Origin of the sequence: Kitasatospora sp. NPDC048722, from assembly GCF_040650235.1 — a bacterium.
GTDB lineage: Bacteria > Actinomycetota > Actinomycetes > Streptomycetales > Streptomycetaceae > Kitasatospora.
The window spans coordinates 1-21,836 of record NZ_JBEZGX010000097.1 but is presented as its reverse complement, the minus strand read 5'-3'; the positions used below and the strand labels follow the sequence as shown (position 1 = coordinate 21,836).

Here is a 21,836-nt window from a genome sequence, read left to right as displayed (position 1 = left end):
CAAGCCGCTGTGGCAGCTGCTCGCCGACGCCGAACCGGAGTGGCTCGTCTCCCAGGTCGACTTCCGCTACATCGCCGACGCCCTCGACCCGGCGCCGCCGATCCCGTCCGGGCCCGCGGCCTCGTCGTGGTGCCTGGTGGAACGATCTAGGGAGGGCACGTGAGCGTCGGCTCCGGGATAGCGGGCCTGCTGCGGCGCCGGGCCGGGCAGTGGACCGTCCGGCTGCGGCAGCGGCGGACGCAGCGCAGGATCTACCAACTGGCCGTCCTCTGCTGCGCGGCGGCGCTGGCGCCGATGTCCTGGCTGTGGCTGACGGCGGGGGACCGGGTGGGCACGGTGGAGTCGGCGCCGTCGGCGCCGGTGGCGGTCGTCTTCGGGGCGGGGCTGGACCACGGACTGCCGACGCCCTACCTGGAGCACCGCCTGGTCGGGGCGCTGGACCTCTACCGGGAGGGGAAGGTCCAGGCGATCCTGGTGACCGGCGACAACGGACGGGTGGAGTACAGCGAGCCCGACGCGATGTTCCGCTACCTGGTCGACCACGGCGTCCCGGCGGACCGGGTGGTCCGGGACTACGCGGGTTTCACCACGTGGGACTCCTGCACCCGGGCGCACCGCATCTTCGGGGTGGACCGCGCGGTGCTGGTGAGCCAGGACTTCCACGTCAGGCGGGCGCTGGCGCTGTGCCGGGCGGCCGGGATCGAGTCGTACGCCGTCGGGGTGCCGGAGCTGCACGACGTGACGTGGCTGTACGGCGGCCTGCGGGAGATCCCGGGGGCAGGCAAGGCGGCGCTGAGTGCCTGGACGCGGCCGGACCCGGTGTTCCTCGGGCCCAAGGAGGACGGGATCCCGAAGGCGCTGGCGCAGGCAGCCAAGGGGTAGCGGCGGCGGCGCGGCCGGGTTCGCACGCACTGTCGGACCCGTGCGGCATGATCGGCGCGTGCGATCACTGCCGAGCATCATCCACCTCGACATGGACGCCTTCTTCGCGGCGGTGGAGCAGGCGGCCAAGCCGAGCCTGCGTGGCAAACCGGTGATCGTCGGCGGGGTGGGCGGGCGGGGGGTCGTCTCCACCGCGTCGTACGAGGCGAGGAAGTTCGGGGTGCACTCGGCGATGCCGACGGCGCAGGCGCGCCGGTTGTGCCCGAACGCCGCCTTCCTGACCGGGCGGTTCGAGGCCTACCGGCAGGTCAGCGACATCGTCATGCGCCTGCTGCGGGAGCTGTCGCCGCTGGTGCAGCCGCTGAGCCTGGACGAGGCGTTCGTCGATCTGGAGGCCGGCCCGTACGGCCCGGCCCTGAGGGGGGCGGACCACCAGACCGGGGAGCGGCTGGTGCTGGCGCTCGCGGAGGACCTGCGGGCCGACATCCGTCGGCACACCGGGGTGACCGGGTCGGTCGGCGCCGCCGGGTCCAAGCTGATGGCGAAGATCGCCTCCGAGCGGGCCAAGCCGGACGGGCTGGTGCTGATCGAGCCAGGGCAGGAGCGGGCCGTGCTCGGCCCGATGCCGGTGCGGGCGCTGCCCGGGATCGGGCCGGCCACCGAGCAGGTGCTGCGGCGGGCCGGGTTGGTCACGGTGGCCGATCTCACCGACGCGGGGGAGGCGGAGCTCGTCCAACTGGTCGGGAAGGCCCACGGCAGCGGCATCTACGCCATGTCGATAGGGCTGGACGACCGGCCCGTGGTGGCCGATCAGGACGCCAAATCGGTGTCGGTGGAGGACACCTTCGAGGTGGACCTCGCCGACCGGGACCGCGTGCTGCGCGAGGTCGAGGTGCTGGCCGCCCGGTGCGTGCGGCGGCTGCGGGCCGCGGGGCGGTCGGGGCGGACGGTGGTGCTCAAGGTCCGCCGCTTCGACTTCTCGACGCTCACCCGCTCGGAGACGCTGCGCGGGCCGACGGACGACGAGACGGTGATCACCGAGACGGCGCGCCGGCTGGCGTCCCAGGTGGACATCACGGGCGGGGTGCGGCTGCTCGGCGTCGGGGTCTCGCAGCTCGCCGACTACACCCAGGAGGACCTGTTCGCCCAGGCCGTCCGGGAGGAGGCCGCGCTCGAACGGACCGGGGAGGAGGGCGTGGGGGCCGCGGAGGGGCCGGAGGAGCCCGCCCTGCGGCGCTGGATGCCCGGGCAGGACGTCCACCACGCGGAGTACGGGCCCGGGTGGGTGCAGGGCAGTGGTGTCGGGCGGGTGACCGTGCGCTTCGAGACGCCGTGGAGCGAGCCGGGGCGGGTGCGGACCTTCTCGGTGGACGATCCCGACCTGGAGCCGGCCCGGCCGCTGCCGCTGGTCGAGGGCGAGGACTGGGGCGGTCGGCGGTTCGGTGACGGGGGCGACGGCGGCGATGGGGGCGGTGAGGTCGGTGGGGAAGAGGCCGAGGAGGAGGGCTGAGAACGCGTTGCGGCCCCACCTGGAAGGGGAGTACCAGGTGGGGCCGCATTCCGTTACCGGGCCTCGGGCGGTCGCGATGCCCTCCCGACCGCGTGAGGCCCGGGCCCCCGCGCCCTGTCCCTGAGCACGGGGGCGGACGCCTCGTCAGGCGTCGGTCTTGACCAGCTCGTCGCTGGGGATCTGCCCCGCCTGGGCACCGGGGGCGGTGACCGCGGCGGAGGACTTGACGGTGCGGATCAGGAACGGCACGACACCGGCGATGATGCAGACCACGGCGGTGGTCCAGAACGCGTGCTTGTAGGCGTCCAGGGTCGGCAGCTGCACCGGGATCTTGATCGGGAGCTTCATGGTGTCGCCGGTCAGGATGGCGGTCATCACGGCGGTGCCGATCGCGCCGCCGACGGTGCGCAGCACGGAGTTCATGCCGTTGGCGATGCCGCTCTGCTCGACCGGGACGGCGCCGTTGATGTACGCCGGCATCGCGGCGAAGGCGAGGCCGATGCCGAGACCGAAGATGGCGGAGGCGGTGTAGATGTCGCCCTCGTGGCTGTGGCGCAGCGCCAGGTAGGCCATCGCGACGGCGCCGAGGACGCCACCGAGGACCAGCGGCAGGCGCGGGCCGCGGCGGGCGATCAGCATGGCGCCGACCGGGGCGGCCACCATCGAGCCGATGGCGGACGGCAGCAGCATGATGCCGGCGTGCAGCACGGTGGCGGTGAAGCCGTAGTGGGCGAGCTTCTCGGGGGTCTGGGCGAAGTTGCTGATGACCATGAACGAGCCGTACATGCCGAAGCCGATCAGCAGGCCGGCCAGGTTGGTGAAGGCGACCGCGGGACGGGACATCATGCTCAGGTCCACGAGCGGGTGCGCGACCTTGACCTCGACGACGCCCCAGATCAGGGCCACGACGGCGGCGACGGCGAACAGGCCGAGGGTCTTGGTGGAGGTCCAGCCCCAGTGGTTGCCCTGGCTGACCGCGACCAGCAGGGCGGAGAGCCAGCCGGCCAGGGTGAGGGCGCCGAGCGGGTCGGCGCCGCCCTCCTTGTCGGTCACCGGGTCGGACGGGACGCGGAAGGCGACCAGGGCGACGGCGATCAGGCCGAAGACGAGGCCCATCCAGAAGATCGACTTGTAGTTCCAGTGCTCCAGCAGGAGACCGGTGGCCACCAGGCCGAGGCCGGAGCCGACGCCCATCGAGGCGCTGATGGCGGCGACGCCGCCGGTCACCTTCTGCTTGGGCAGCTCGTCGCGGACGATGCTGATCGCCAGCGGCATCACGCCACCGCCGGCGCCCTGGAGGACGCGGGCGATGATCAGCAGGCTGAACGAGTGGGTGCTGACGGCGAGCGCCGAACCGGCGACCAGACCGGCCAGCGAGATCAGCAGCATCGGCTTGCGGCCCCGGAGGTCGCCGAAGCGGCCCAGGAGGGGAGTCAGCACGGCGGCGGAGAGCAGGTTGGCGGTCATCAGCCAGGTGATGTTGGAGCCGGAGACGTCCAGTTCCTTGGCCAGCGACGGCAGGATCGGGACGACCGCGGTCTGCACCACGCTGAACGACAGCATCGCCAGGATGAGGGCCGGCAGGACCCGGGTGGTGCTCTGCTTCTCGGCCGCGGTGGTGGGCTGTGGTGCCTCACTCACGGTTGCTTCCTCCCGTACATAGTGAATGAACTGAAATAACCATGCAGGGAGATACTTCAGAGTGTCAAATATCGAGTGGTTAAGGTTTGGCAAAGGGGGGTCGTCGGGTGGGGGTGGGGGTGCCCGCGGCGGGCCGGGGGTGGGTGCGGTGTGGCGGAGGGACAGGTGGCTGCAGGGAGCCGGCGGGCATGGCAAAGGCTCCCGGTGGGGCCGGGAGCCTTTGGGTGGCGCTGGTCAGGACATGGGGCGGAGGGAAGGGCCGTTGGGGGTGGCGGGGGTGGCGGGGGTGGCGGGGGTGGCGGGGGTGTCGTCGTGGACCTCGACGTTCTCGCGGCGGAGTTCGTCGTGGATGACCTCCTCCGCCGTGTAGCGCTCGACGACGAGGCGGACCCGCTCGATCGGGGCGAGGTACTTGCGGACCACCGGGCGCTCCTCGCGCAGGGTGACCTCCTCCACCGCCTCGGCGATCTCCTTCTCGGTGAGGGTCGCCCGCTCGGCGTCGCCCACCGGCATCCGCTCCACCCGGACGCGTTCGCGGACCACCGGGACCCGGCGCTCGACCTGCTCGCTCGTCACGTACTTGCGCAGCTTCGCCGTGCCCAGTACGTGCCACTCGGTGGTGATGTCCAGCCGCTCCTCGCGGCAGGTGATCTCGACCGGGCCACTGGGGGCGGACGGCGCCCCGGTCGCCGGAGCGCTCTGGGGCCTGGACTGGGCGGGTGGTTGGGCGGTCGTGGTCGCGGCCGCCATCGGGGCGGCTGTCGGCGCGGGGGTGCTGAGGGTCCGCACGTGGGCCTCCGGGGCGGTCGTGGTGGGAGCGGCGGTGAGGGTGGTCGTGGTCATGGGGGCGACGGTCGTCGTGGCGGCGGCCGCGGCGGTGCCGAAGTCGAGGTCGGGCTTCGGCGGTCCGGCGTCGCCGTTCACCGGCCGGCCGTTCGCCGGGGTGTCGAGGCCGTAGTAGCGGTAGAGCTGGAGCTCCTGGGCCGGCGACAGGTGCTGGCCGACGCCGAAGTCCGGCGACTCCTTGACCAGCGACTTGTCGTACGGCACGCGGAGCTCGTCGCCGGAGAACTCGCTCGTGGTGAGCGGGACGAAGGCGTCCCGGCCGAAGATGCCGGTGCGGACGGCGGCCCACTCGGGCTGGCCGGTGGCGTCGTCCAGGTACACCTCGTCAACCGTGCCGATCTTGTCTCCGTTGCGGTCGACCGCCTTGTGGCCGATGAGGTCGCGGGGGTCGATATCGGTTTGCACTCTTTCCTCCAGTGCGCTGCGCCTGCGGAACTCCCGCAGGACGGCGGCCGGAGCACCCGTGCCGTCCGCCACTTCACACCAAAAGCCATCAACCGGACGGCCGCGAGCGGGATGCGTCCGGACGGGCTGCGGGGTGGGCCGTTCGGGGGACGCGCGTAGACCCCGGGTGACCGGACACACCCGTGATCGAACGGGCTCCCGCTGGTACCCTGGGCCGCGACCGCCGAGCCCGCTCGGGAGAGTCCCCGAAGGCGAAAACCGCTGGTCGGGGCGCCGAAGGAGCAACTCCTCCCCGGAATCTCTCAGGCATCCGTACCGTGTGGGATAGGTCACTCTGGAAAGCAGGGCAGGACCGCCGGCGAGGGAGCCGACGGCCACCACCCTCACCGACGGTGCAAGCCGGCGGAGCGCCCACAGCGCGCCGCGCGGGCGAAGCTCTCAGGTCCCGATGACAGAGGGGGAGGCCTGTCGGGTCCGCCCGCCACCAGGCCCACCCGCTGTCCGCAGCGGTGCAGGCCGACCGGCGTGCGTACCCCCGCCGGTCCGTGACCAGGAGGCCTCGACCACCATGAACGCCCAGTCGAACGCGGGACGCCCGAGCGGCGCCGTCACCCTCACCGAGCTCGAGCAGGCCAGCCCCTTCGAGAACCGCCACATCGGCCCCGACGCCGCCGCGCAGGAGAAGATGCTGGCGCAGGTCGGCTACGGCTCGCTGGACGAGCTCGCCGCCACCGCCGTGCCCGAGGCGATCCGTTCCATCACGGGTCTGGACCTGCCCGCCGGCCGCAGCGAGGCCCAGGTCCTCGCGGAGCTGCGCGAGCTGGCCGGCCGCAACCAGGTGCTCCAGCCGATGATCGGCCTGGGCTACTACGGCACCTTCACCCCGCCGGTGATCCTGCGCAACGTCCTGGAGAACCCGGCCTGGTACACCGCGTACACCCCGTACCAGCCGGAGATCTCGCAGGGCCGCCTGGAGGCGCTGCTCAACTTCCAGACCCTGGTCTCCGACCTGACCGGCCTGCCCACCTCGGGCTCCTCGCTGCTCGACGAGGGCACCGCCGCCGCCGAGGCGATGGCGCTGGCCCGCCGCGTCACCAAGGTCAAGGGCGGCGTGTTCCTCGTCGACGCCGAGACCCTGCCGCAGACCGTCGCGGTGATCAACACCCGCGCCGTGCCGACCGGTGTCGAGGTCGTCGTCGCGGACCTCTCCGAGGGCATCCCGGCCGAGATCGCCGAGCGCGGCGTCTTCGGCGTGCTGCTCCAGTACCCGGGCGCCACCGGTGTCGTGCGCGACCTCGCCCCCGTCATCGAGCAGGCCCACGGCCTCGGCGCGATCGTCGCGGTCGCCGCCGACCTGCTGGCGCTGACCCTGCTCAAGTCGCCCGGCTCGCTCGGCGCCGACATCGCCTGCGGCACCTCGCAGCGCTTCGGCGTGCCGATGGGCTTCGGCGGCCCGCACGCCGGCTACCTGTCGGTGCGCGCCGAGTACGCCCGCTCGCTGCCCGGCCGCCTGGTCGGCGTCTCCGTCGACTCGGACGGCAACCGCGCCTACCGCCTGGCGCTGCAGACCCGCGAGCAGCACATCCGCCGCGAGAAGGCCACCAGCAACATCTGCACCGCCCAGGTGCTGCTCGCCGTCATGGCCTCGATGTACGCCGTCTACCACGGCCCGGACGGCCTGGCCGACATCGCCCGCCGCACCCACCGCTACGCCGCCGCCCTCGCCGAGGGCCTGCGGGCCGGCGGCGTCGAGCTGCTGCACGGCGAGTTCTTCGACACCGTCACCGCCGTCGTCCCGGGCCGCGCCGCCGAGATCGCCGCCGCCGCCCGCGCCAACGGCATCAACCTGTACCAGGACGGCGAGGACCGGATCTCGGTCTCCACCGACGAGACCACCACCCGCGAGCACCTGGCCGGCGTCTGGGCCGCGTTCGGCGTGCCCGCCGTCGAGGCCGCCGAGACCGCCGACGCGCTGCCCGCCGCGCTGCTGCGCGAGGACGACTACCTCACCCACCCGGTCTTCCACAGCCACCGCTCGGAGACCGCCATGCTGCGCTACCTGCGCCGCCTGTCGGACCGGGACTACGCGCTGGACCGCGGCATGATCCCGCTGGGCTCCTGCACCATGAAGCTCAACGCGACCACCGAGATGGAGCCGGTGACCTGGCCGGAGTTCGGCCAGCTGCACCCGTTCGCGCCGATCGACCAGGCCCAGGGCTACCTGACCCTGATCCGCCAGCTGGAGCAGCAGCTGGTCGAGGTGACCGGCTACGACGCCGTCTCGATCCAGCCGAACGCCGGTTCGCAGGGCGAGCTGGCCGGCCTGCTGGCCGTCCGTGCCTACCACCACGCCAACGGCGACACCCAGCGCGACGTCTGCCTGATCCCGTCCTCCGCGCACGGCACCAACGCGGCCTCCGCCGTGATGGCCGGCATGCGGGTCGTCGTGGTGAAGACCCTCGCCGACGGCGACGTGGACGTCGAGGACCTGAAGGCCAAGATCGAGAAGCACCGTGACAGCCTGTCGGTGCTGATGGTCACCTACCCGTCCACCCACGGCGTGTACGAGACCGAGATCACCCAGATCTGCGCCCTGGTGCACGAGGCGGGCGGCCAGGTGTACGTCGACGGCGCCAACCTGAACGCCCTGGTCGGCCTCGCCAAGCCGGGCAAGTTCGGCGCGGACGTCTCGCACCTGAACCTGCACAAGACCTTCTGCATCCCGCACGGCGGTGGCGGCCCGGGCGTCGGCCCGGTCGCGGTGCGCGCCCACCTGGCGCCGTACCTGCCGAACCACCCGCTGCAGGAGGAGGCCGGCCCGGCCACCGGTGTCGGCCCGATCTCGGCGGCGCCGTGGGGCTCGGCCGCGATCCTGCCGATCTCCTGGGCGTACGTCCGGCTGATGGGCGGCGAGGGCCTCAAGCACGCGACCCAGGTCGCCGTGCTGAACGCCAACTACATCGCCAAGCGCCTGGCCCCGCACTTCCCGGTGCTCTACACCGGGCCGGGCGGGCTGGTCGCGCACGAGTGCATCATCGACCTGCGTCCGCTCACCAAGGAGACGGGCGTGACGGTGGACGACATCGCCAAGCGCCTGATCGACTACGGCTTCCACGCGCCGACGATGTCGTTCCCGGTGGCCGGCACGCTGATGATCGAGCCGACCGAGTCCGAGGACCTGCACGAGATCGACCGGTTCTGCGACACGATGATCGCGATCCGCGCCGAGATCGACAAGGTCGGATCGGGCGAGTGGGCGGCGGACGACAACCCGCTGTGCAACGCCCCGCACACCGCCGCCACGCTGGCCGGCGACTGGGCGCACGGCTACTCGCGGCAGGAGGCCGTCTTCCCGGCGGGCGTGAACCCGGCGGACAAGTACTGGCCGCCGGTCAGCCGGATCGACGGCGCGTACGGCGACCGCAACCTGGTCTGCTCGTGCCCGCCGCTGGACGAGTACGGCGTCTGAGCCGGATCCGGCAGGCGTGAGCGGCAGGGCCCCGGCGGTACGTTCGCCGGGGCCCTGCCCCGTTCTCGTGGGCTGCCCCGCTGGTGGTGCGTGCGGTCGGACCGCGGGTCAGGCCGCGTGGGCGACCGGGCGGCGCGGTGCGATCACCCGGCCGTCGGGCAGCAGCTCTCCGGTGTCCTCGAACATGAGGACGCCGTTGCAGAGCAGGCTCCAGCCCTGCTCAGGGTGGCAGGCCACCGGGACGGCAGCCTCGCGGTCCTCGGACTCGGCCGACGGGCACTCAGGACGGTGCTGGCACATGCGTACCCTCGCTTCGCTCTGCGATCCTCCCCGTGGGGCGGCCGCCGACGGCGAGCCGCCGGGAACCGCCGCGCAGTCGGATCCTGTCCGCGCGCCGACCAGGTGTTGAGCGGCGCTCAAGTGGGTAGGACAGGTGGTCCTTCCACGCTGGTTCCCAGTGTCGGCATCCGCGGACGCGCGCGCAGCGATTTGGTGACATGCGCCACAACTCCCGGGCAGAGATCACCCGTTCAGGTGGGGCTGGTTGAGAAATTCGCACAGACGGGTCAGGCGCAAGGTGACCCGTCAGGGCCATGGACGGTGACCCGTCCGGGTGAGTGAGGGGTCCGGAGAGCCCTAAGGTGGGGGTGCCGCCAGGGGCGTCCGGGTCAGGAAGTGCCGAGGAGCAGTGGCTTGGCGAGGGGGGCGCGCGCGAGCAGCGGGAGGAGCTCGGCGGCCGGGTAAGCGCGGTGTGCGGTGACGCCGAGCGGGGCCGGGGCGAGCGGGATCAGCAGGTCGGCGGCCGGGTCGGTGTCGGGGCTGTGCAGCCAGAGCGCCGTCGCGTACTGGCCGGGGAAGGTCAGCAGGCGGGGCTGGTGGCGTACCCGGGAGCCCTGCGCGAGCTGCCAGGCCTGGCGCAGCGCCCGGACGGTGGAGTCCAGGTAGGGGCCGGCGGTGAAGTGGGAGAAGGTGTGGCCCTCGATGTCCAGCACCACTTCCGCGGCGGCGGCCACGTCGGCGCCGTCCTTGATCAGGAAGCGCCAGCCCGTCCGCCGGGCGGCGGTGAGCTCGGGGTGCGGGCCGTCCAGGACGTGGACGGCGAGCGGGTGTGCGGGCAGCAGGCGGCCGGCCGGATGACGCAGCGCTGCGGCGGCGGGCTGGCGCAGCGCGGTCTCCGAGTCGAGTGCGGCGAGGACCGCGCGCAGGGCGCTCGGTGGGGGTTGCGGGGTCTGCAGAGTCATGGCGAGGTCGCCTCTCCGTGTGAGATCGGCGTGCGAGTGCGGCATACCGGCGTGGCGCGGTGTGTCAACGGTGACGGGACCTGGCCGTGTCCGGTTGTGCAGGATCGCGGAGCCGGCGCGGTCGCCGCCCTCGACGAGGGCCTCGGGGCGGGGAGCGGACCGGCCGGAGCGCAGTGCGAATTCTATCGAACAGGTGCGCAGGGTGACCTGTTTATCACAGGCGGTGGCGCCGGGCAAGTCGGCAGATACTCTGAATAGTCGTCAGTTTCCTTGCATTGCAAGCCAGTACACGCCTTCGGGTATCGATCTTCCGGGCGGGCATGATGTCTGGCACGGTCGGTCGGCCGGTGGCTCAGGAGGAGGGGACCATGGGCGAGAAGGTCGTGGCGACGCGCGCGGATCTTGCGGACCGGCAGTTGTACCGACGAAAGCTCCAGGCCTGTCTCGACGCGCTCGGGCGGATGCTGCAGGAGGACCGCTTCGACCGGCCGCGCGCGGTGATGGGTGTGGAGATCGAGCTCAACCTGGCCGACGAGCAGGGCCTGCCGGTGATGCGCAACGCGCAGGTGCTGAGCTCGATCGGCTCCAGCGACTTCCAGACCGAGCTCGGCCGGTTCAACATCGAGGTGAACATCGCGCCGCACCGGCTGGGCGGGCACGTCTTCGAGGAACTGCGCGAGGAGATCGACACCGGGCTGCGCTACGCCGACCGGCGGGCGGCGGAGGCCGGCGCGCGGATCGTCATGGTGGGCATCCTGCCGACGCTGGAGCACGACCACACCGGGCTGGACGCGATGTCCCACAACCAGCGGTACAGCCTGCTGAGCGACCAGATCCTGGCCGCCCGCGGCGAGGACATCTCGCTGGACATCGAGGGCGTCGAGCGCCTCCAGCTGGAGTCGATCACCATGGTCGCGGAGGCGGCGGCGACCTCGCTCCAGCTGCACCTCCAGGTGACGCCGCAGCGGTTCTCCTCGGTGTGGAACGCGGCGCAGGCGATCTGCGGGCCGCAGCTCGCGCTGGGCGCCAACTCGCCGTTCCTGTTCGGGCGGGAGCTGTGGCGCGAGACCCGGCCGGTGCTGTTCCAGCAGGCCTGCGACACCCGTACGGCGGAGCTCAAGGCGCAGGGCGTACGCCCGATCACGTGGTTCGGCGAGCGCTGGGTGGACTCGGCGTACGACTTGTTCGAGGAGAACCTGCGCTACTTCCCGGCGTTGCTGCCGATCTGTGACGACGAGGACCCGCTGAAGGTGCTGGCCTCCGGCGGCGCGCCCCGGCTGGCGGAGATGCGGCTGCACAACGGGACGATCTACCGGTGGAACCGGCCGGTGTACGACGTGAGCGGCGGGGTGCCGCACCTGCGGGTGGAGAACCGGGCGCTGCCGGCCGGGCCGACCGTCGCCGACACCCTGGCCAACGCGGCCTTCTACTACGGGGTGGTGCGGGTGCTGGCCGAGCAGCCGCGGCCGGTGTGGACCAGGCTGCCGTTCGACCGGGCGGACGAGAACTTCCGGCAGGCGGCGCGGTACGGCGTCGACGCCGTCTTCCAGTGGCCGCGCTCCGGCCGGGCGGGGCGCGGCGGCGGGCTGACCACGGTGTCCGCCGTCGACCTGGTGCTCGGCGAGCTGCTGCCGATGGCCTACCAGGGCCTGGACGCGTGGGGCGTGGAGCCGGCCGACCGGGACCGCTACCTCGGGATCATCGAGCAGCGGTGCCTGCGGCGGACCAACGGCGCGGCCTGGCAGAGCGCGACGTTCCACCGGCTGCGGGAGCGGTACGGGATGGACCGGCCGGCGGCGCTCGCGGCGATGACCCGCCGGTACATCGAGCACATGCGGGGCGGCGAGCCGGTGCACACCTGGCCGGTGGGCTAGGTCCGCGGCCGGATGGGGTTCGCCGGGTTGCGGGTCCGGTGCGGTGCAGCGCAAGGCGGAGGGTCGTTCTTGTCCGGGCTGTACTCGGGCGTGCCCGACAACGCGGCGAGGTGCCCTGCAGGGCGTCGCAACACGGTGGGCCCGTCCGGCCACGGCACCAGCGCCCGCCGGCCGGGTCGTGCGGCCGCTGTGTCAGGATGATCGCCCCGGTGGTCGGCCGACGGCCGGAGGCCTGATCGCCGCACTGGAGCCCGCCCGTGACCACCGTCCCGACCGAACCGGAGACCGCCCGGCCCACGCGCCGACTGCTCGGCGCCGAGCTGCTGATCGTCCTCGGGCTCTCGCTCGGGGCCAGCGGCATCAGCGCGGTCATCGACTTCGCGGGCTCGCTGACCGCGCCGCTCTCGCTGGGCCAGCAGGTCGCGACGCTGAACGGCTCGCGGGCACCGGGGCGGCCGTGGCTCGACCTGACCTGGCAGCTCTACTACATCGGGCGCGGGCTGATGCCCGTCGCCCTGGTCGGCTACCTGCTGGTGCGCGAGGGCGCGTCGCTGCGGGTGCTCGGGTTCGACCTGCGGCAGAAGCTGCGCGACCTCGGGCGGGGCGCGGGCCTGGCCGCCGCGATCGGCGGGTCCGGGCTGCTGCTGTACCTGGCCTCGCAGGCGGCCGGGTTCAACCTGACGGTGGCGCCGTCGGGGCTGCCGGACGTGTGGTGGCGGGTGCCGGTGCTCATCCTGTCCGCGTGGCAGAACGCGATCCTGGAGGAGGTCGTCGTCCTCGGTTACCTGCTGCGCCGGCTCGGGCAGTTGGGGTGGTCGTGGCCGGCGGCGCTGGTCGCGAGTTCGGTGCTGCGCGGTTCGTACCACCTGTACCAGGGCGTCGGCGGGCTGGTCGGCAACATGGTCATGGGCGCGGTGTTCTGCCTGGCGTACCGGCGGTGGGGGCGGGTGATGCCGCTGGTGGTGGCGCACGCGCTGATCGACACGGTGGCCTTCGTCGGGTACGCGCTGCTCGCCGGGCACGTCAGCTGGCTGCCTACCCCTTGAGCGTGAGCTTGCTCTGGGACCTCGGCGGGCGGGCGAGGAGCCGGTCGACGTGGCGGCGTTCCAGACCCTGGCCGGGGTCGATGGGCAGCAGGACGCTGTCGCGGCGCCACAGTGCACCGCGCACCAGGAGCTGGGGGATGACATCGTCTATCCACGCGAACGGGCGGCCCCCGGCGTAGCGCAGCAGCGGGGCCCACTTGCGGGACGAGAACAGCTGCATGAGGGGGACGCGCGGGTCGCCGGGCTGCGGGACGTAGCCGGTGAAGCGGACGAAGGGGAGCTCGGGCAGGCCGATCACGGGGGAGATGTGGGTGTTGGCGTGCTCCTCCCAGGTGGTGGCCCACACGAGTTCGTAGGTGTCGGCGAGTTCGCGCAGCCAGTCGCCGTGGCGGGCGGAGAGCAGGACCGAGTAGCCGAGCAGGGTGTGGGTGTCGAACCCGGCGTCCGGGTGCGGGCAGACCGGGTTGAGGACGCCGTCGACGTCCAGGAACAGCAGAGGCTTCGGCACCAGTGGCCCCCCAGGTGGCGGTGATGGACTCACCTGGTCGGACGAACCGCGTGCGCCGGTGGTTGCGCACCACCGGGCGCACGCGGGGCGCAGGGGGCGCTCGCGGAGCCGGGCGCCGGGGTCACCCGAGGTGGCCCCGGAGGAAGCTCAGGGTGCGGCGCCAGGCGGTGCGGGCCTGGAGGGCGTCGTAGGTGCCGAGCGGGTTCTCGTCGTTCATGAAGGCGTGTCCGGCCGGGTAGAAGTGGATCTCCGGGCGGATGTCGGTGGCCTCGCCGATACGGGTGGCGGCCTCGTCGACGGCGGACATCGGGATCGAGCGGTCGTGCTCGCCGAAGTGGCCGAGGACGTGGGCGGTGAGGCCGCGGTAGTCGAAGTCCGGGTCGGGCGGGAGGCCGTAGAAGGGCACGGCGGCGGCCACCTTGTCGCCCGCGCGGGCGGCCAGCAGCAGCGCGAAGCCGCCGCCCATGCAGAAGCCGACCACGCCGACCGCGTCGCCGACGACGCCGTCCAGGGCGAGCAGGTGGTCGACGGCGCCGGCGAGGTCCGTGACGGCGTGCTCGACGGGCAGTTCGCGCTTGAGGCGGGCGGCTTCCGCGCCGTCGTGGGTCGTCGCGCCGCCGTACAGGTCGGGCGCGAGGACGGTGAAGCCCTCGGCGGCGAAGCGGTCGGCCATCGTGGCGACGTGGGTGGTGAGGCCCCACCACTCCTGGACGAGGACGAGGCCGGGGCCGACGCCCTGGGGCGGGCGGGCCAGGTAGCCGTGCGCGGTGCGGCCGTTGCTCGGGAAGGTGAGGTTCTGCCGGGAGCCGCCCTGGTCTGGCATGGCTTCCTCTCGGTGGGTCGGGCCGCGTTCGGCGGTCGTCGGTGGGGATCGGAGGGTCAGCCCATCTCCTCCAGGGCGCGGCCCTTGGTCTCCCTGATGCAGAAGGCCACGAACGGGATGGAGAGCAGGGCGAAGGCCGCGTAGATCACGTACGTCGCCGAGAGGTTCCAGTCGGCGAGGTCCGGGAAGCTCACCGTGATGGCCCAGTTGGCGATCCACTGGGCCGAGGCGGCGACGGACAGGGCGAGGGCGCGGATCCGGTTGGGGAACATCTCGCCGAGCAGCACCCAGACCACCACGCCCCAGGAGAAGGCGAAGCAGAGCACGAAGACGTGTGCGGCGACCAGGGCAACGGTGGCGTGGGTGTTGTCGAGCGTCGCGGTGTCGCCGGTGCCGTGCCGGAAGGAGAACGCCCACGCGGCGGTGGCGAGCGAGAGCGCCATGCCGATCGAGCCGGCGAGGGCGAGCGGCTTGCGGCCGATCCGGTCCACCAGCACCATCGCGATCACCGTGCCGATCACGTTGATGATCGACGTGGAGAGGCTGATCAGCAGCGAGTTGGACTCGTTGATGCCGACCGACTGCCACAGGAACGACGAGTAGTAGAAGATCACGTTGATGCCGACGAACTGCTGGAACGCCGAGGCGCCGATGCCCACCCAGACGATCGGCAGGAGGCCGAAGCGGCCGCCGAGCAGGTCCTTCGGGCGCGGCTTGTGCGCGGACTCCAGCACCGCGCGGATCTCGGCGACCCGGGCGTCCAGGTCGACGCCCTCGCCCTCGACCTCCTTGAGCACCTTGCGGGCCTGCGCCTCGCGGTGGTCGGCGATCAGGTAGCGCGGCGACTCGGGGATGGCGAGCGCCATCAGCCCGTACACCAGCGCCGGGATGGTCTCGACGCCGAGCATCCACTGCCAGGCCTGGACGCCGCCGAGGTGGCCGGTGGACTCGCCGCCGGCGGCCTGGTTGAGCGCCCAGTTGGCCAGCTGGGAGACGGTGATGCCGAGCACGATCGCCATCTGCTGGAACGACGCGAGCCGGCCGCGGTAGGCGGTGGGAGCGACCTCGGCGATGTAGGTGGGGGCGATGACGGAGGCGATGCCGATCGCGACGCCGCCGACCACGCGCCAGGTGGCGAGCACCTGGATGCTCGGCGGGAACATCGAGCCGAGGCCGCTGATCGCGAAGAGCGTCGCGGCCAGCAGCATCGTGCGCACCCGGCCGAGGTGGTCGGCGAGCCGGCCGGCGGCCACCGCGCCGGCGGCCGAGCCGAGCAGCGCGATGGCCACGACGAACGCCGTCTCGCCGTTGCCCACTCCGAAGTGCTTCTGGATGCCGGTGACCGCGCCGTTGATCACGGCGCTGTCGTAGCCGAACAGGAAGCCGCCCATCGCCGCGGCCGCGGAGATGAACACGACGTGTCCGAGGTGGGCCTCTCCGGCGGTGGACCGGGTGTTGGTTGTGGACAAGCGCGCTCCCCGAGGTGGACGGGCCCGTCCGGCGGGGCCGGCGGCGTGCGGGGCGCCGGCCCCGCCGGACGGGCAGGGTACGTCTCACATTCGACCAGTGGCGGGGGGAGGAGGCCCGGTTTCGTGGGCCGATCGGGTGATGCCGTGTCAGGCGTGGGACCGGTGGTCGGTCGTGCGGCCCGTGGTCGGTCGTGCGGCCCGTGTGCGCCGGTGTGACGCGGGTTCAGCCCGCGGTGCGCCGCTCGTGGCGGCGCAGCAGCTGGGTGCGGGCCAGGGTGTCCTGGCCGCCGCCGCGTTCGGCGAGGCGGTCGGCGATCGCGTGCTGCGCGTCGGCCGGCTTCTTGTCGTCGTACTTGAACTTGGCGCGCACCTGGAGGACCGTCAGGCGCAGGCCGCGCAGGCCCGGGAGCAGTCGGGAGAACTCGCCCTCGCCCGGGACGACCCGGGTGTCCGGGGTCTCCGGCTGGAAGTGCGCCAGTTGGCGGTTGAGGATCTCGGCCTTCCCCGCGGCCGACTCCACGACCTCCGCCGTGCACTGGAAGTGGACGGACGCGTAGTAGCTGGTGGGCGTGCCGGGTGCGCCGCGCCAGTGACCGGGGGCGAAGGCGTAGCCGTCGGTGACCGCGAGGGTGACGTGCGGGTCGGCCCGGACGGCGGCGAGCAGCGGGTTGGGCGCGGCGAGGTGCAGCAGGATCTCGCCGCGGTCGGCGTCGAGCAGGAAGTGCGTCGGGACCAGGACGGGGCCTTCGCCCTGCCCGCCGTTGGCGGCGAGCAGGCCGAAGTCCCGGCCTTCGGCGAGCCAGGCGCGCCACTCGGCCTCGTCGCCGCGGTCCCAGGAACGGATCAGCATGGGGTGGACCGGTTCGGTGTCGTGTCGGGCATGGTCGTGTGGGGCACAGTCGTGTCGTGCATGCTGGGGCCCCCGGTCAGCCGGCCAGCTCGCGCAGGTGCGCGGGGAGCGGGACGGTGGTGGAGGCGGCCGGGGTGGGGGTGCCGAAGCCGGTGGTGACGGGGACGACGCCGGCCCAGTAGGGCAGGTCGACGTCCTCCGGGTCGTCGTTGGCGCCGTCGTCGCGGGACTTGGCGGAGACCTCGTCCAGGTCGAGGCGGATCACGGCGGTGGCGGCGAGCTCCTTGGCGTTGGCCGGGCGGACCTCGGCGGAGCGGCCGGGGACGGTCTGGTCGACCAGCGCGTCCAGGGCGACGTTCAGCTCCTCCGGGTCGGTGACCTGGTGGGCGGTGCCGTGCGCCACCACCGAACGGAAGTTGACGGAGTGGTTGAACGCGGACTTGGTCAGCACGAGCGCGTCGACGAGGGTGACGGTGACGCAGACCTTCAGGCCCTCGTCGTCCTTGGCGCCGCGCAGCGGGCGGCTGCCCGTCGAGCCGTGGACGTAGAGGCGGTCGCCGACGCGGGCGTAGATCGTCGGCAGGACGACCGGTGCGCCGTCGGCGACGAAGCCGAGGTGGCAGAGGTAGGTGCTGTCGAGGATCGCGTGGATCGCGTCCCGCTCCCAGGTGGCGCGGTCCTTGTAGCGCGTCGGGGTGGTGCGGGCGGTGCGGGCGTAGGTGGCACCCTCGGTGGTGGCGTCCGACGCGGTGCCGTCCGGCGTGGTGCTGTCCGTAGCAGGGACCGACATGACAAACCTCTATGTACTAGTGCATAATTTGCTTTGTGCTAGGAGACTATCCGCTGAAAGGGCGACGCGCCAGCGAAATCGCGGCCCACATCGAACAGGGCGTCAGCGGCGGACAGCTCGCGCCCGGAACCGCGCTCCCCCCGCTGCGCGACCTCGCCGCCGAGCTCGGCGTCAACGCCAACACCGTCGCCGCCGCCTACCGCCTGCTGCGCGACCGCGGCGTGATCGAGACCGCCGGTCGCAAGGGCAGCCGCATCCTGCCCCGGCCCGCTCTCACCACCCGCGACCAGATCCGCGTGCCCGTGCCCCCGCACGCCCGCGACCTGTCCGCCGGTAACCCCGACCCGGCCCTCCTGCCCGACCTCGCCGCGGCCCTCGCCGCCGCGGCGGAGGCGGCCCGCGCCGAACCCGTCCTCTACGGGCACCCCTCCGTCGACCCGGGCCTGCTCGCCCTCGCCCGCGCCTCCTTCGAGGCCGACGGGCTGCCCGGCGGCCCGATCGCCGTCGCCTCCGGTTCCCTCGACACCGTCGAGCGCATCCTCGGCACCCGGCTGCGCCCCGGCGACGCGGTGGCCGTCGAGGACCCGGGCTGGGGCAGCCTGCTCGACCTGCTGCCCGCGATGGGCCTGCGGCCCGCGCCCGTCCGGCTCGACGACGAGGGCCCGCTGCCCGACTCGCTCGCCGCGGCGCTCGAGGAGGGCGCCCGAGCCGCGATCGTCACCAGCCGGGCCCAGAACCCGACCGGCGCCGCGCTCACCGCCGCCCGGGCCGCGGCCCTGCGCGAGGTGCTGGCGGCGCACCCCGACGTGCTGCTCATCGAGGACGACCACGGGCACGGCATGGTCGATCAGGCCTATCACCCGCTGGCCGGTGCCGGTTCGCGGCACTGGGCGGTCGTGCGCTCGGCTGCCAAGGCGTACGGGCCCGACCTGCGGCTGTCCGTCGCGGTCGGCGACGCGGACACCATCGGGCGCGTCTCCGGGCGGCTGCGGCTCGGCGCGGGCTGGGTCAGCCACCTGCTCCAGCGGACCGTCGCCGAGCTCTGGCGCACCGACGCGGCGCCCGTCGCCACCGTGGCCGCCGTCTACCGGGCCCGCCGGGACGCGCTGCTCGGCGAGCTCGCGGTGCGCGGCATCGCGGCGCACGGCGAGAGCGGGCTGAACGTCTGGGTGCCGGTGCCGGAGGAGACCTCCGCGCTCACCGCGCTCGTGCAGCGCGGGTGGGTCGCGGCGCCCGGCGCGCGGTACCGGATCCAGTCGCCGCCCGGGATCCGGATCACCACGGCGGAGCTCCGGCCGGCCGAGGCGCCACGGCTGGCGGACGACCTCGCGGCGGTGCTCGGGGCGGGTGCGGGCGGGTCGCGGCTGGTGTGAGGTGCCGGTGCCGGTGCGGGTAGGGGTGGTGCGTGTGCGGGTGGTGCGTGTACGGGGGGCGGCAGGCCGCGACTTGTATGAACACGTAGGGGAGGGCGTTCGGCGGCTGAACGGGTGGGGCCTGGTCTGAACCCGCGGGTAACAAAGCGGGAAACCTGCTGCACGTACCTAGCGGTAACCAGCGCTGTCATGCCATCTTCATCGCGCCACCGGCGCCGGCGGCCTACCCTCACACGCGTCTTCCCGTCCCCACACCACGGGGAGACCGAGCCGCAGGAGTTCCGCCGTGCCCGAAAACGGTTCGAGAAACACCCGCACAACCCCGCGACTCGCCCGCAGGCTGCTCACCGCGGCCTTCGCCCTCCCGCTCGCGATCGGCGGCGGTGTCGCCGTCGCCGCGCCGGCCTCCGCCGCCACCGCCGCGGTGCCGAGCGGGCCCACCGCCAGCGTCACGCTCGGTGACAGCTACATCTCCGGCGAGGCCGGCCGGTGGATGGGCAACTCCGCCGACGGCAGTGGCGACCGGAACGGTACCGACCGCGCCTGGAACGGGAGTTCGTACGACCCGAGCACCGTCTACGGTGCCACCGCGGCGAACGGCTGCGACCGCTCCGACGTCGCCGAGGTGACCGGTGCGTCCTCGGTGGCGGCCAAGCAGATCAACCTGGCCTGCTCGGGTGCCGTCACCGGCAACGTCTTCCGCGCCTCCAACGGCGGTCAGTCGCTCAAGGGCGAGGCGCCGCAGGCCGACCAGCTCGCCACCGTGGCCGCGCAGAACAACGTCAAGCTGATCACGCTGTCGATCGGCGGCAACGACCTCGGGTTCTCCGGCGTCATCTCCAGCTGCGTTCAGGACTACCTCTTCTGGTACAGCTACTGCCACGGCTCGCAGCAGTCCGCGATCGACTCGAAGATGCCGGCGGCGATGGCCGGCGTCGGCAAGGCGATCGACGAGATCCGCGCGGTGATGTCCAACGCCGGTTACGGACCGGGGACCTACCGGCTCGTGCTGCAGTCCTACCCGTCGCCGATCCCGCGCAGCTCCGAGATGCGCTACCCCGAGAGCGGCTGGACCCGTTCCAACACCGGCGGCTGCCCGTTCTGGGACGGCGACGCAGACTGGGCACGCGACTCGATGGTTCCGCAGATATCCAAGGCGCTGGCGCAGGTCGCCGCGGCCAAGGGCGTGCAGTTCCTCGACCTCTCCGACATGCTGCAGGGGCGCGAGGTCTGCTCCACGGCCACCCGGCAGCCGACCGCGGACGCCGCGCCGTCCGCGACCACCAGCGAGTGGGCGCGCTTCCTCGACGGCGGGCTCAACACCACCCAGGGCGCGCTGCAGGAGTCGATGCACCCGAACTACTACGGGCAGCAGGCGCTGGGCAGTTGCCTCACCCAGCTGTTCGCGCGGAGCAGCGGGAACTACGCGTGCCGCAACACGGCCGGGCAGGACGCGAGCGGGATGTACCTGGCCGCCGAGTGACGTGAGGCGACCCCGGTCTCCCCCGCGTGGAAGCGGGGGAGGCCGGGGCCCTCGGGGTTCTCAGCCCTTCGCGAGCAGCGCCTGGGCGTGCGCGCGGACCTGGTCCTTCGTCAAGTACGCGTCCGTGTACTCGAAGTCCTGTAGCCGGGCGGGCTGGCGGGCCAGGAAGCCCGTGCGGACGAAGTCGTCGCCGGCCGTCGCGTTCAGCAGCCAGTTGGCGCCCACCCGGAACTTCGCCACGTTGGTGCGCATCGCCATCAGGTGGTAGCCGCGGGCCACCAGCTGCGCCGGCACGCCGCGCAGCTCGACGCCGACCGGCTTCGACACCGCGTCCTTGCCGCCCAGGTCGACCACCAGGCCCAAGTCCTTGTGGTAGTACGGCTCCAGCGGCTGGTGGCGGAGTGAGGCGATCACGTTGTTCGCCACCACGCGGCCCTGCCGGGCCGAGTGCTGGGCGGTCGGCGGACACACCGCGCCGTCGCCCTTCGCGAGGTCCGGGACGGCCGCGGCGTCGCCCAGCGCGAACACCCCGTCGAACTGCGGCACCCGCATCTCCGCCGTCACCGCGATCCGGCCCCGCACCGTCTCCGCGTCCAGCGTGCCGATCAGCGGGCTCGCGGCGACGCCCGCCGTCCAGATCAGCGTCCGGCAGGGGAGCACCCGGCCGTCGGTGAACTTGACCGACTCGGCGCCGACTTCGGCCACCGACACGCCCAGCGACACCTCGATGCCGCGCGCCCGCAGCACCTCCAGCGCCGCCGTGCCGAGGGCGTCGCCGAGTTCGGGCATCAGCTTCGGGGCGATGTCGATCAGGTGCCACTTGATCTGCCGCGCGTCCAGCCGCGGGTAGCGGCGGGACGCGGCGGTCGTCAGGCGCTGCAGGCAGGCCGCCGTCTCGGTGCCCGCGTAGCCGCCGCCCACCACGACGAACTGCAGCCGGGACTCGCGCTCGTTCTGGTCCAGGGTCGTGGAGGCCAGGTCGAGTTGGGCGATCACGTGGTCGCGGACGTAGGCGGCCTCGGCCAGCGTCTTCATGCCGCGGGCGTAGTCGGTGAGGCCCGGGATGTCGAACGTGCGGGTGACGCTGCCCGGGGCGAGCACGAGGATGTCGTACTTCTGCGCGATCACCTCGTCGGTGATCTTCCGGACGACGCAGACCTTGGAGACCGGGTCCACCCCGATGGCCCCGCCGGGGACGATGTGGGTCCGGCGCAGGCTGCGGCGCAGGGACACCGCCACCGACTGCGGCGTCAGGACGCCGGCGGCGACGTGCGGCAGCAGCGGCAGGTAGAGCTGATAGCTGAACGGCGTGACCAGAGAGATCTCCGCCTCGGAGGGCGCCAGCTTGTGTTCGAGGCGGCGGGCGCACTCCAGGCCGGCGAAGCCACCGCCCACGATCAGGATCCGGGGTCGTTCCATCGCTCATCCCTTTACCGTGCGGGTCGTACCGGGAGGGTGCTCATTGCTGTCCGCCACACTCGCACGGAGCAGGGGCGGGTGCCACTGGGGCGGGGCGGATGGGGGCCGCTGCGGGTTCCGCTGCGCGGGGCTTCGGGGTCGTGGGCTTGGGGTGTGGTCGTGGGCTTTCGGGTGGGTGGGGTTCGCCGGGGGTGGCTGCGGGGGTGG

Annotated in this window: 17 protein-coding genes and 1 riboswitch; of the genes, 7 read left to right on the top strand and 10 right to left on the bottom strand. The window is 72.9% G+C overall.

Annotated elements, in window-relative coordinates; translation table 11 throughout:
• Positions 1–159 precede the first annotated feature (159 nt).
• Both AB0C76_RS39350 and AB0C76_RS39345 read left to right on the top strand, forming a co-directional pair.
• A complete protein-coding gene (locus AB0C76_RS39350; protein ID WP_359974995.1) occupies positions 160–882 on the top strand; it encodes an ElyC/SanA/YdcF family protein in 723 nt (240 codons plus the stop codon).
• Between the two features lie 58 nt (positions 883–940).
• Positions 941–2,392 carry a DNA polymerase IV gene (locus AB0C76_RS39345; RefSeq protein WP_359974993.1) on the top strand — a complete coding sequence of 484 codons (1,452 nt, stop codon included), beginning with the start codon at positions 941–943 and terminating at the stop codon, positions 2,390–2,392.
• A 144-nt stretch (positions 2,393–2,536) separates the two neighbouring features.
• On the opposite strand, the gene AB0C76_RS39340 is transcribed toward AB0C76_RS39345, so the two are convergent.
• Both AB0C76_RS39340 and AB0C76_RS39335 read right to left on the bottom strand, forming a co-directional pair.
• On the bottom strand, positions 2,537–4,033 hold the full coding sequence (locus AB0C76_RS39340; RefSeq protein ID WP_359974991.1) for an MFS transporter: 1,497 nt from the start codon (positions 4,031–4,033) through the stop codon (positions 2,537–2,539).
• A 234-nt stretch (positions 4,034–4,267) separates the two neighbouring features.
• Positions 4,268–5,284, bottom strand: a complete 1,017-nt coding sequence (locus AB0C76_RS39335; RefSeq protein ID WP_359974989.1) for a PRC and DUF2382 domain-containing protein — start codon at positions 5,282–5,284, stop codon at positions 4,268–4,270.
• A 224-nt stretch (positions 5,285–5,508) separates the two neighbouring features.
• Positions 5,509–5,612: riboswitch (glycine riboswitch) on the top strand.
• Positions 5,613–5,852: 240 nt separating this feature from the next.
• Between AB0C76_RS39335 and gcvP the strand changes: the two genes are divergently transcribed.
• Entirely contained in the window at positions 5,853–8,753 is a 2,901-nt protein-coding gene (gene gcvP, locus AB0C76_RS39330; RefSeq protein ID WP_359974987.1) for an aminomethyl-transferring glycine dehydrogenase, read from the top strand.
• Between the two features lie 108 nt (positions 8,754–8,861).
• Here gcvP and AB0C76_RS39325 read toward each other — a convergent pair whose 3' ends face one another.
• Both AB0C76_RS39325 and AB0C76_RS39320 read right to left on the bottom strand, forming a co-directional pair.
• A complete protein-coding gene (locus AB0C76_RS39325) occupies positions 8,862–9,053 on the bottom strand; it encodes a DUF5999 family protein (protein WP_313766696.1) in 192 nt (63 codons plus the stop codon).
• A gap of 368 nt (positions 9,054–9,421) precedes the next feature.
• Positions 9,422–9,994: a hypothetical protein gene (locus AB0C76_RS39320; protein WP_359974985.1), complete on the bottom strand. Its 573-nt coding sequence runs from the start codon at positions 9,992–9,994 to the stop codon at positions 9,422–9,424.
• 368 nt (positions 9,995–10,362) lie between these two features.
• Between AB0C76_RS39320 and AB0C76_RS39315 the strand changes: the two genes are divergently transcribed.
• Positions 10,363–11,868, top strand: a complete 1,506-nt coding sequence (locus AB0C76_RS39315; RefSeq protein ID WP_359974983.1) for a glutamate--cysteine ligase — start codon at positions 10,363–10,365, stop codon at positions 11,866–11,868.
• 257 nt (positions 11,869–12,125) lie between these two features.
• Entirely contained in the window at positions 12,126–12,914 is a 789-nt protein-coding gene (locus tag AB0C76_RS39310; protein WP_359974981.1) for a type II CAAX endopeptidase family protein, read from the top strand.
• Here the strand turns inward: AB0C76_RS39310 and AB0C76_RS39305 are convergent.
• The 5 genes from AB0C76_RS39305 to AB0C76_RS39285 all read right to left on the bottom strand — a co-directional run bounded on the left by AB0C76_RS39305 (position 12,904) and on the right by AB0C76_RS39285 (position 17,354).
• Complete coding sequence (locus tag AB0C76_RS39305) at positions 12,904–13,422, bottom strand: HAD domain-containing protein (RefSeq protein WP_359974979.1); 519 nt, start codon at positions 13,420–13,422, stop codon at positions 12,904–12,906. The two genes, AB0C76_RS39310 and AB0C76_RS39305, sit on opposite strands and share 11 nt — an antisense overlap.
• Positions 13,423–13,543: 121 nt before the next feature.
• On the bottom strand, positions 13,544–14,245 hold the full coding sequence (locus AB0C76_RS39300; protein ID WP_359974977.1) for an alpha/beta fold hydrolase: 702 nt from the start codon (positions 14,243–14,245) through the stop codon (positions 13,544–13,546).
• 56 nt (positions 14,246–14,301) lie between these two features.
• Positions 14,302–15,714, bottom strand: a complete 1,413-nt coding sequence (locus AB0C76_RS39295; protein ID WP_359974975.1) for a sugar porter family MFS transporter — start codon at positions 15,712–15,714, stop codon at positions 14,302–14,304.
• A gap of 223 nt (positions 15,715–15,937) precedes the next feature.
• A complete protein-coding gene (locus AB0C76_RS39290) occupies positions 15,938–16,564 on the bottom strand; it encodes an FMN-binding negative transcriptional regulator (RefSeq protein ID WP_359974973.1) in 627 nt (208 codons plus the stop codon).
• Between the two features lie 76 nt (positions 16,565–16,640).
• Complete coding sequence (locus AB0C76_RS39285; RefSeq protein ID WP_359974972.1) at positions 16,641–17,354, bottom strand: pyridoxamine 5'-phosphate oxidase family protein; 714 nt, start codon at positions 17,352–17,354, stop codon at positions 16,641–16,643.
• Between the two features lie 35 nt (positions 17,355–17,389).
• Between AB0C76_RS39285 and AB0C76_RS39280 the strand changes: the two genes are divergently transcribed.
• Together AB0C76_RS39280 and AB0C76_RS39275 are read left to right on the top strand one after the other, a co-directional pair.
• On the top strand, positions 17,390–18,727 hold the full coding sequence (locus AB0C76_RS39280; protein WP_359974970.1) for an aminotransferase class I/II-fold pyridoxal phosphate-dependent enzyme: 1,338 nt from the start codon (positions 17,390–17,392) through the stop codon (positions 18,725–18,727).
• Between the two features lie 286 nt (positions 18,728–19,013).
• A complete protein-coding gene (locus tag AB0C76_RS39275; RefSeq protein WP_359974968.1) occupies positions 19,014–20,210 on the top strand; it encodes a GDSL-type esterase/lipase family protein in 1,197 nt (398 codons plus the stop codon).
• Positions 20,211–20,270: 60 nt separating this feature from the next.
• Here AB0C76_RS39275 and AB0C76_RS39270 read toward each other — a convergent pair whose 3' ends face one another.
• The gene (locus tag AB0C76_RS39270) at positions 20,271–21,629 is read right to left on the bottom strand and encodes an NAD(P)/FAD-dependent oxidoreductase (protein ID WP_359974966.1); all 1,359 of its coding nucleotides are present in this window, start codon (positions 21,627–21,629) and stop codon (positions 20,271–20,273) included.
• Between the last annotated feature and the right edge of the window lie 207 nt (positions 21,630–21,836).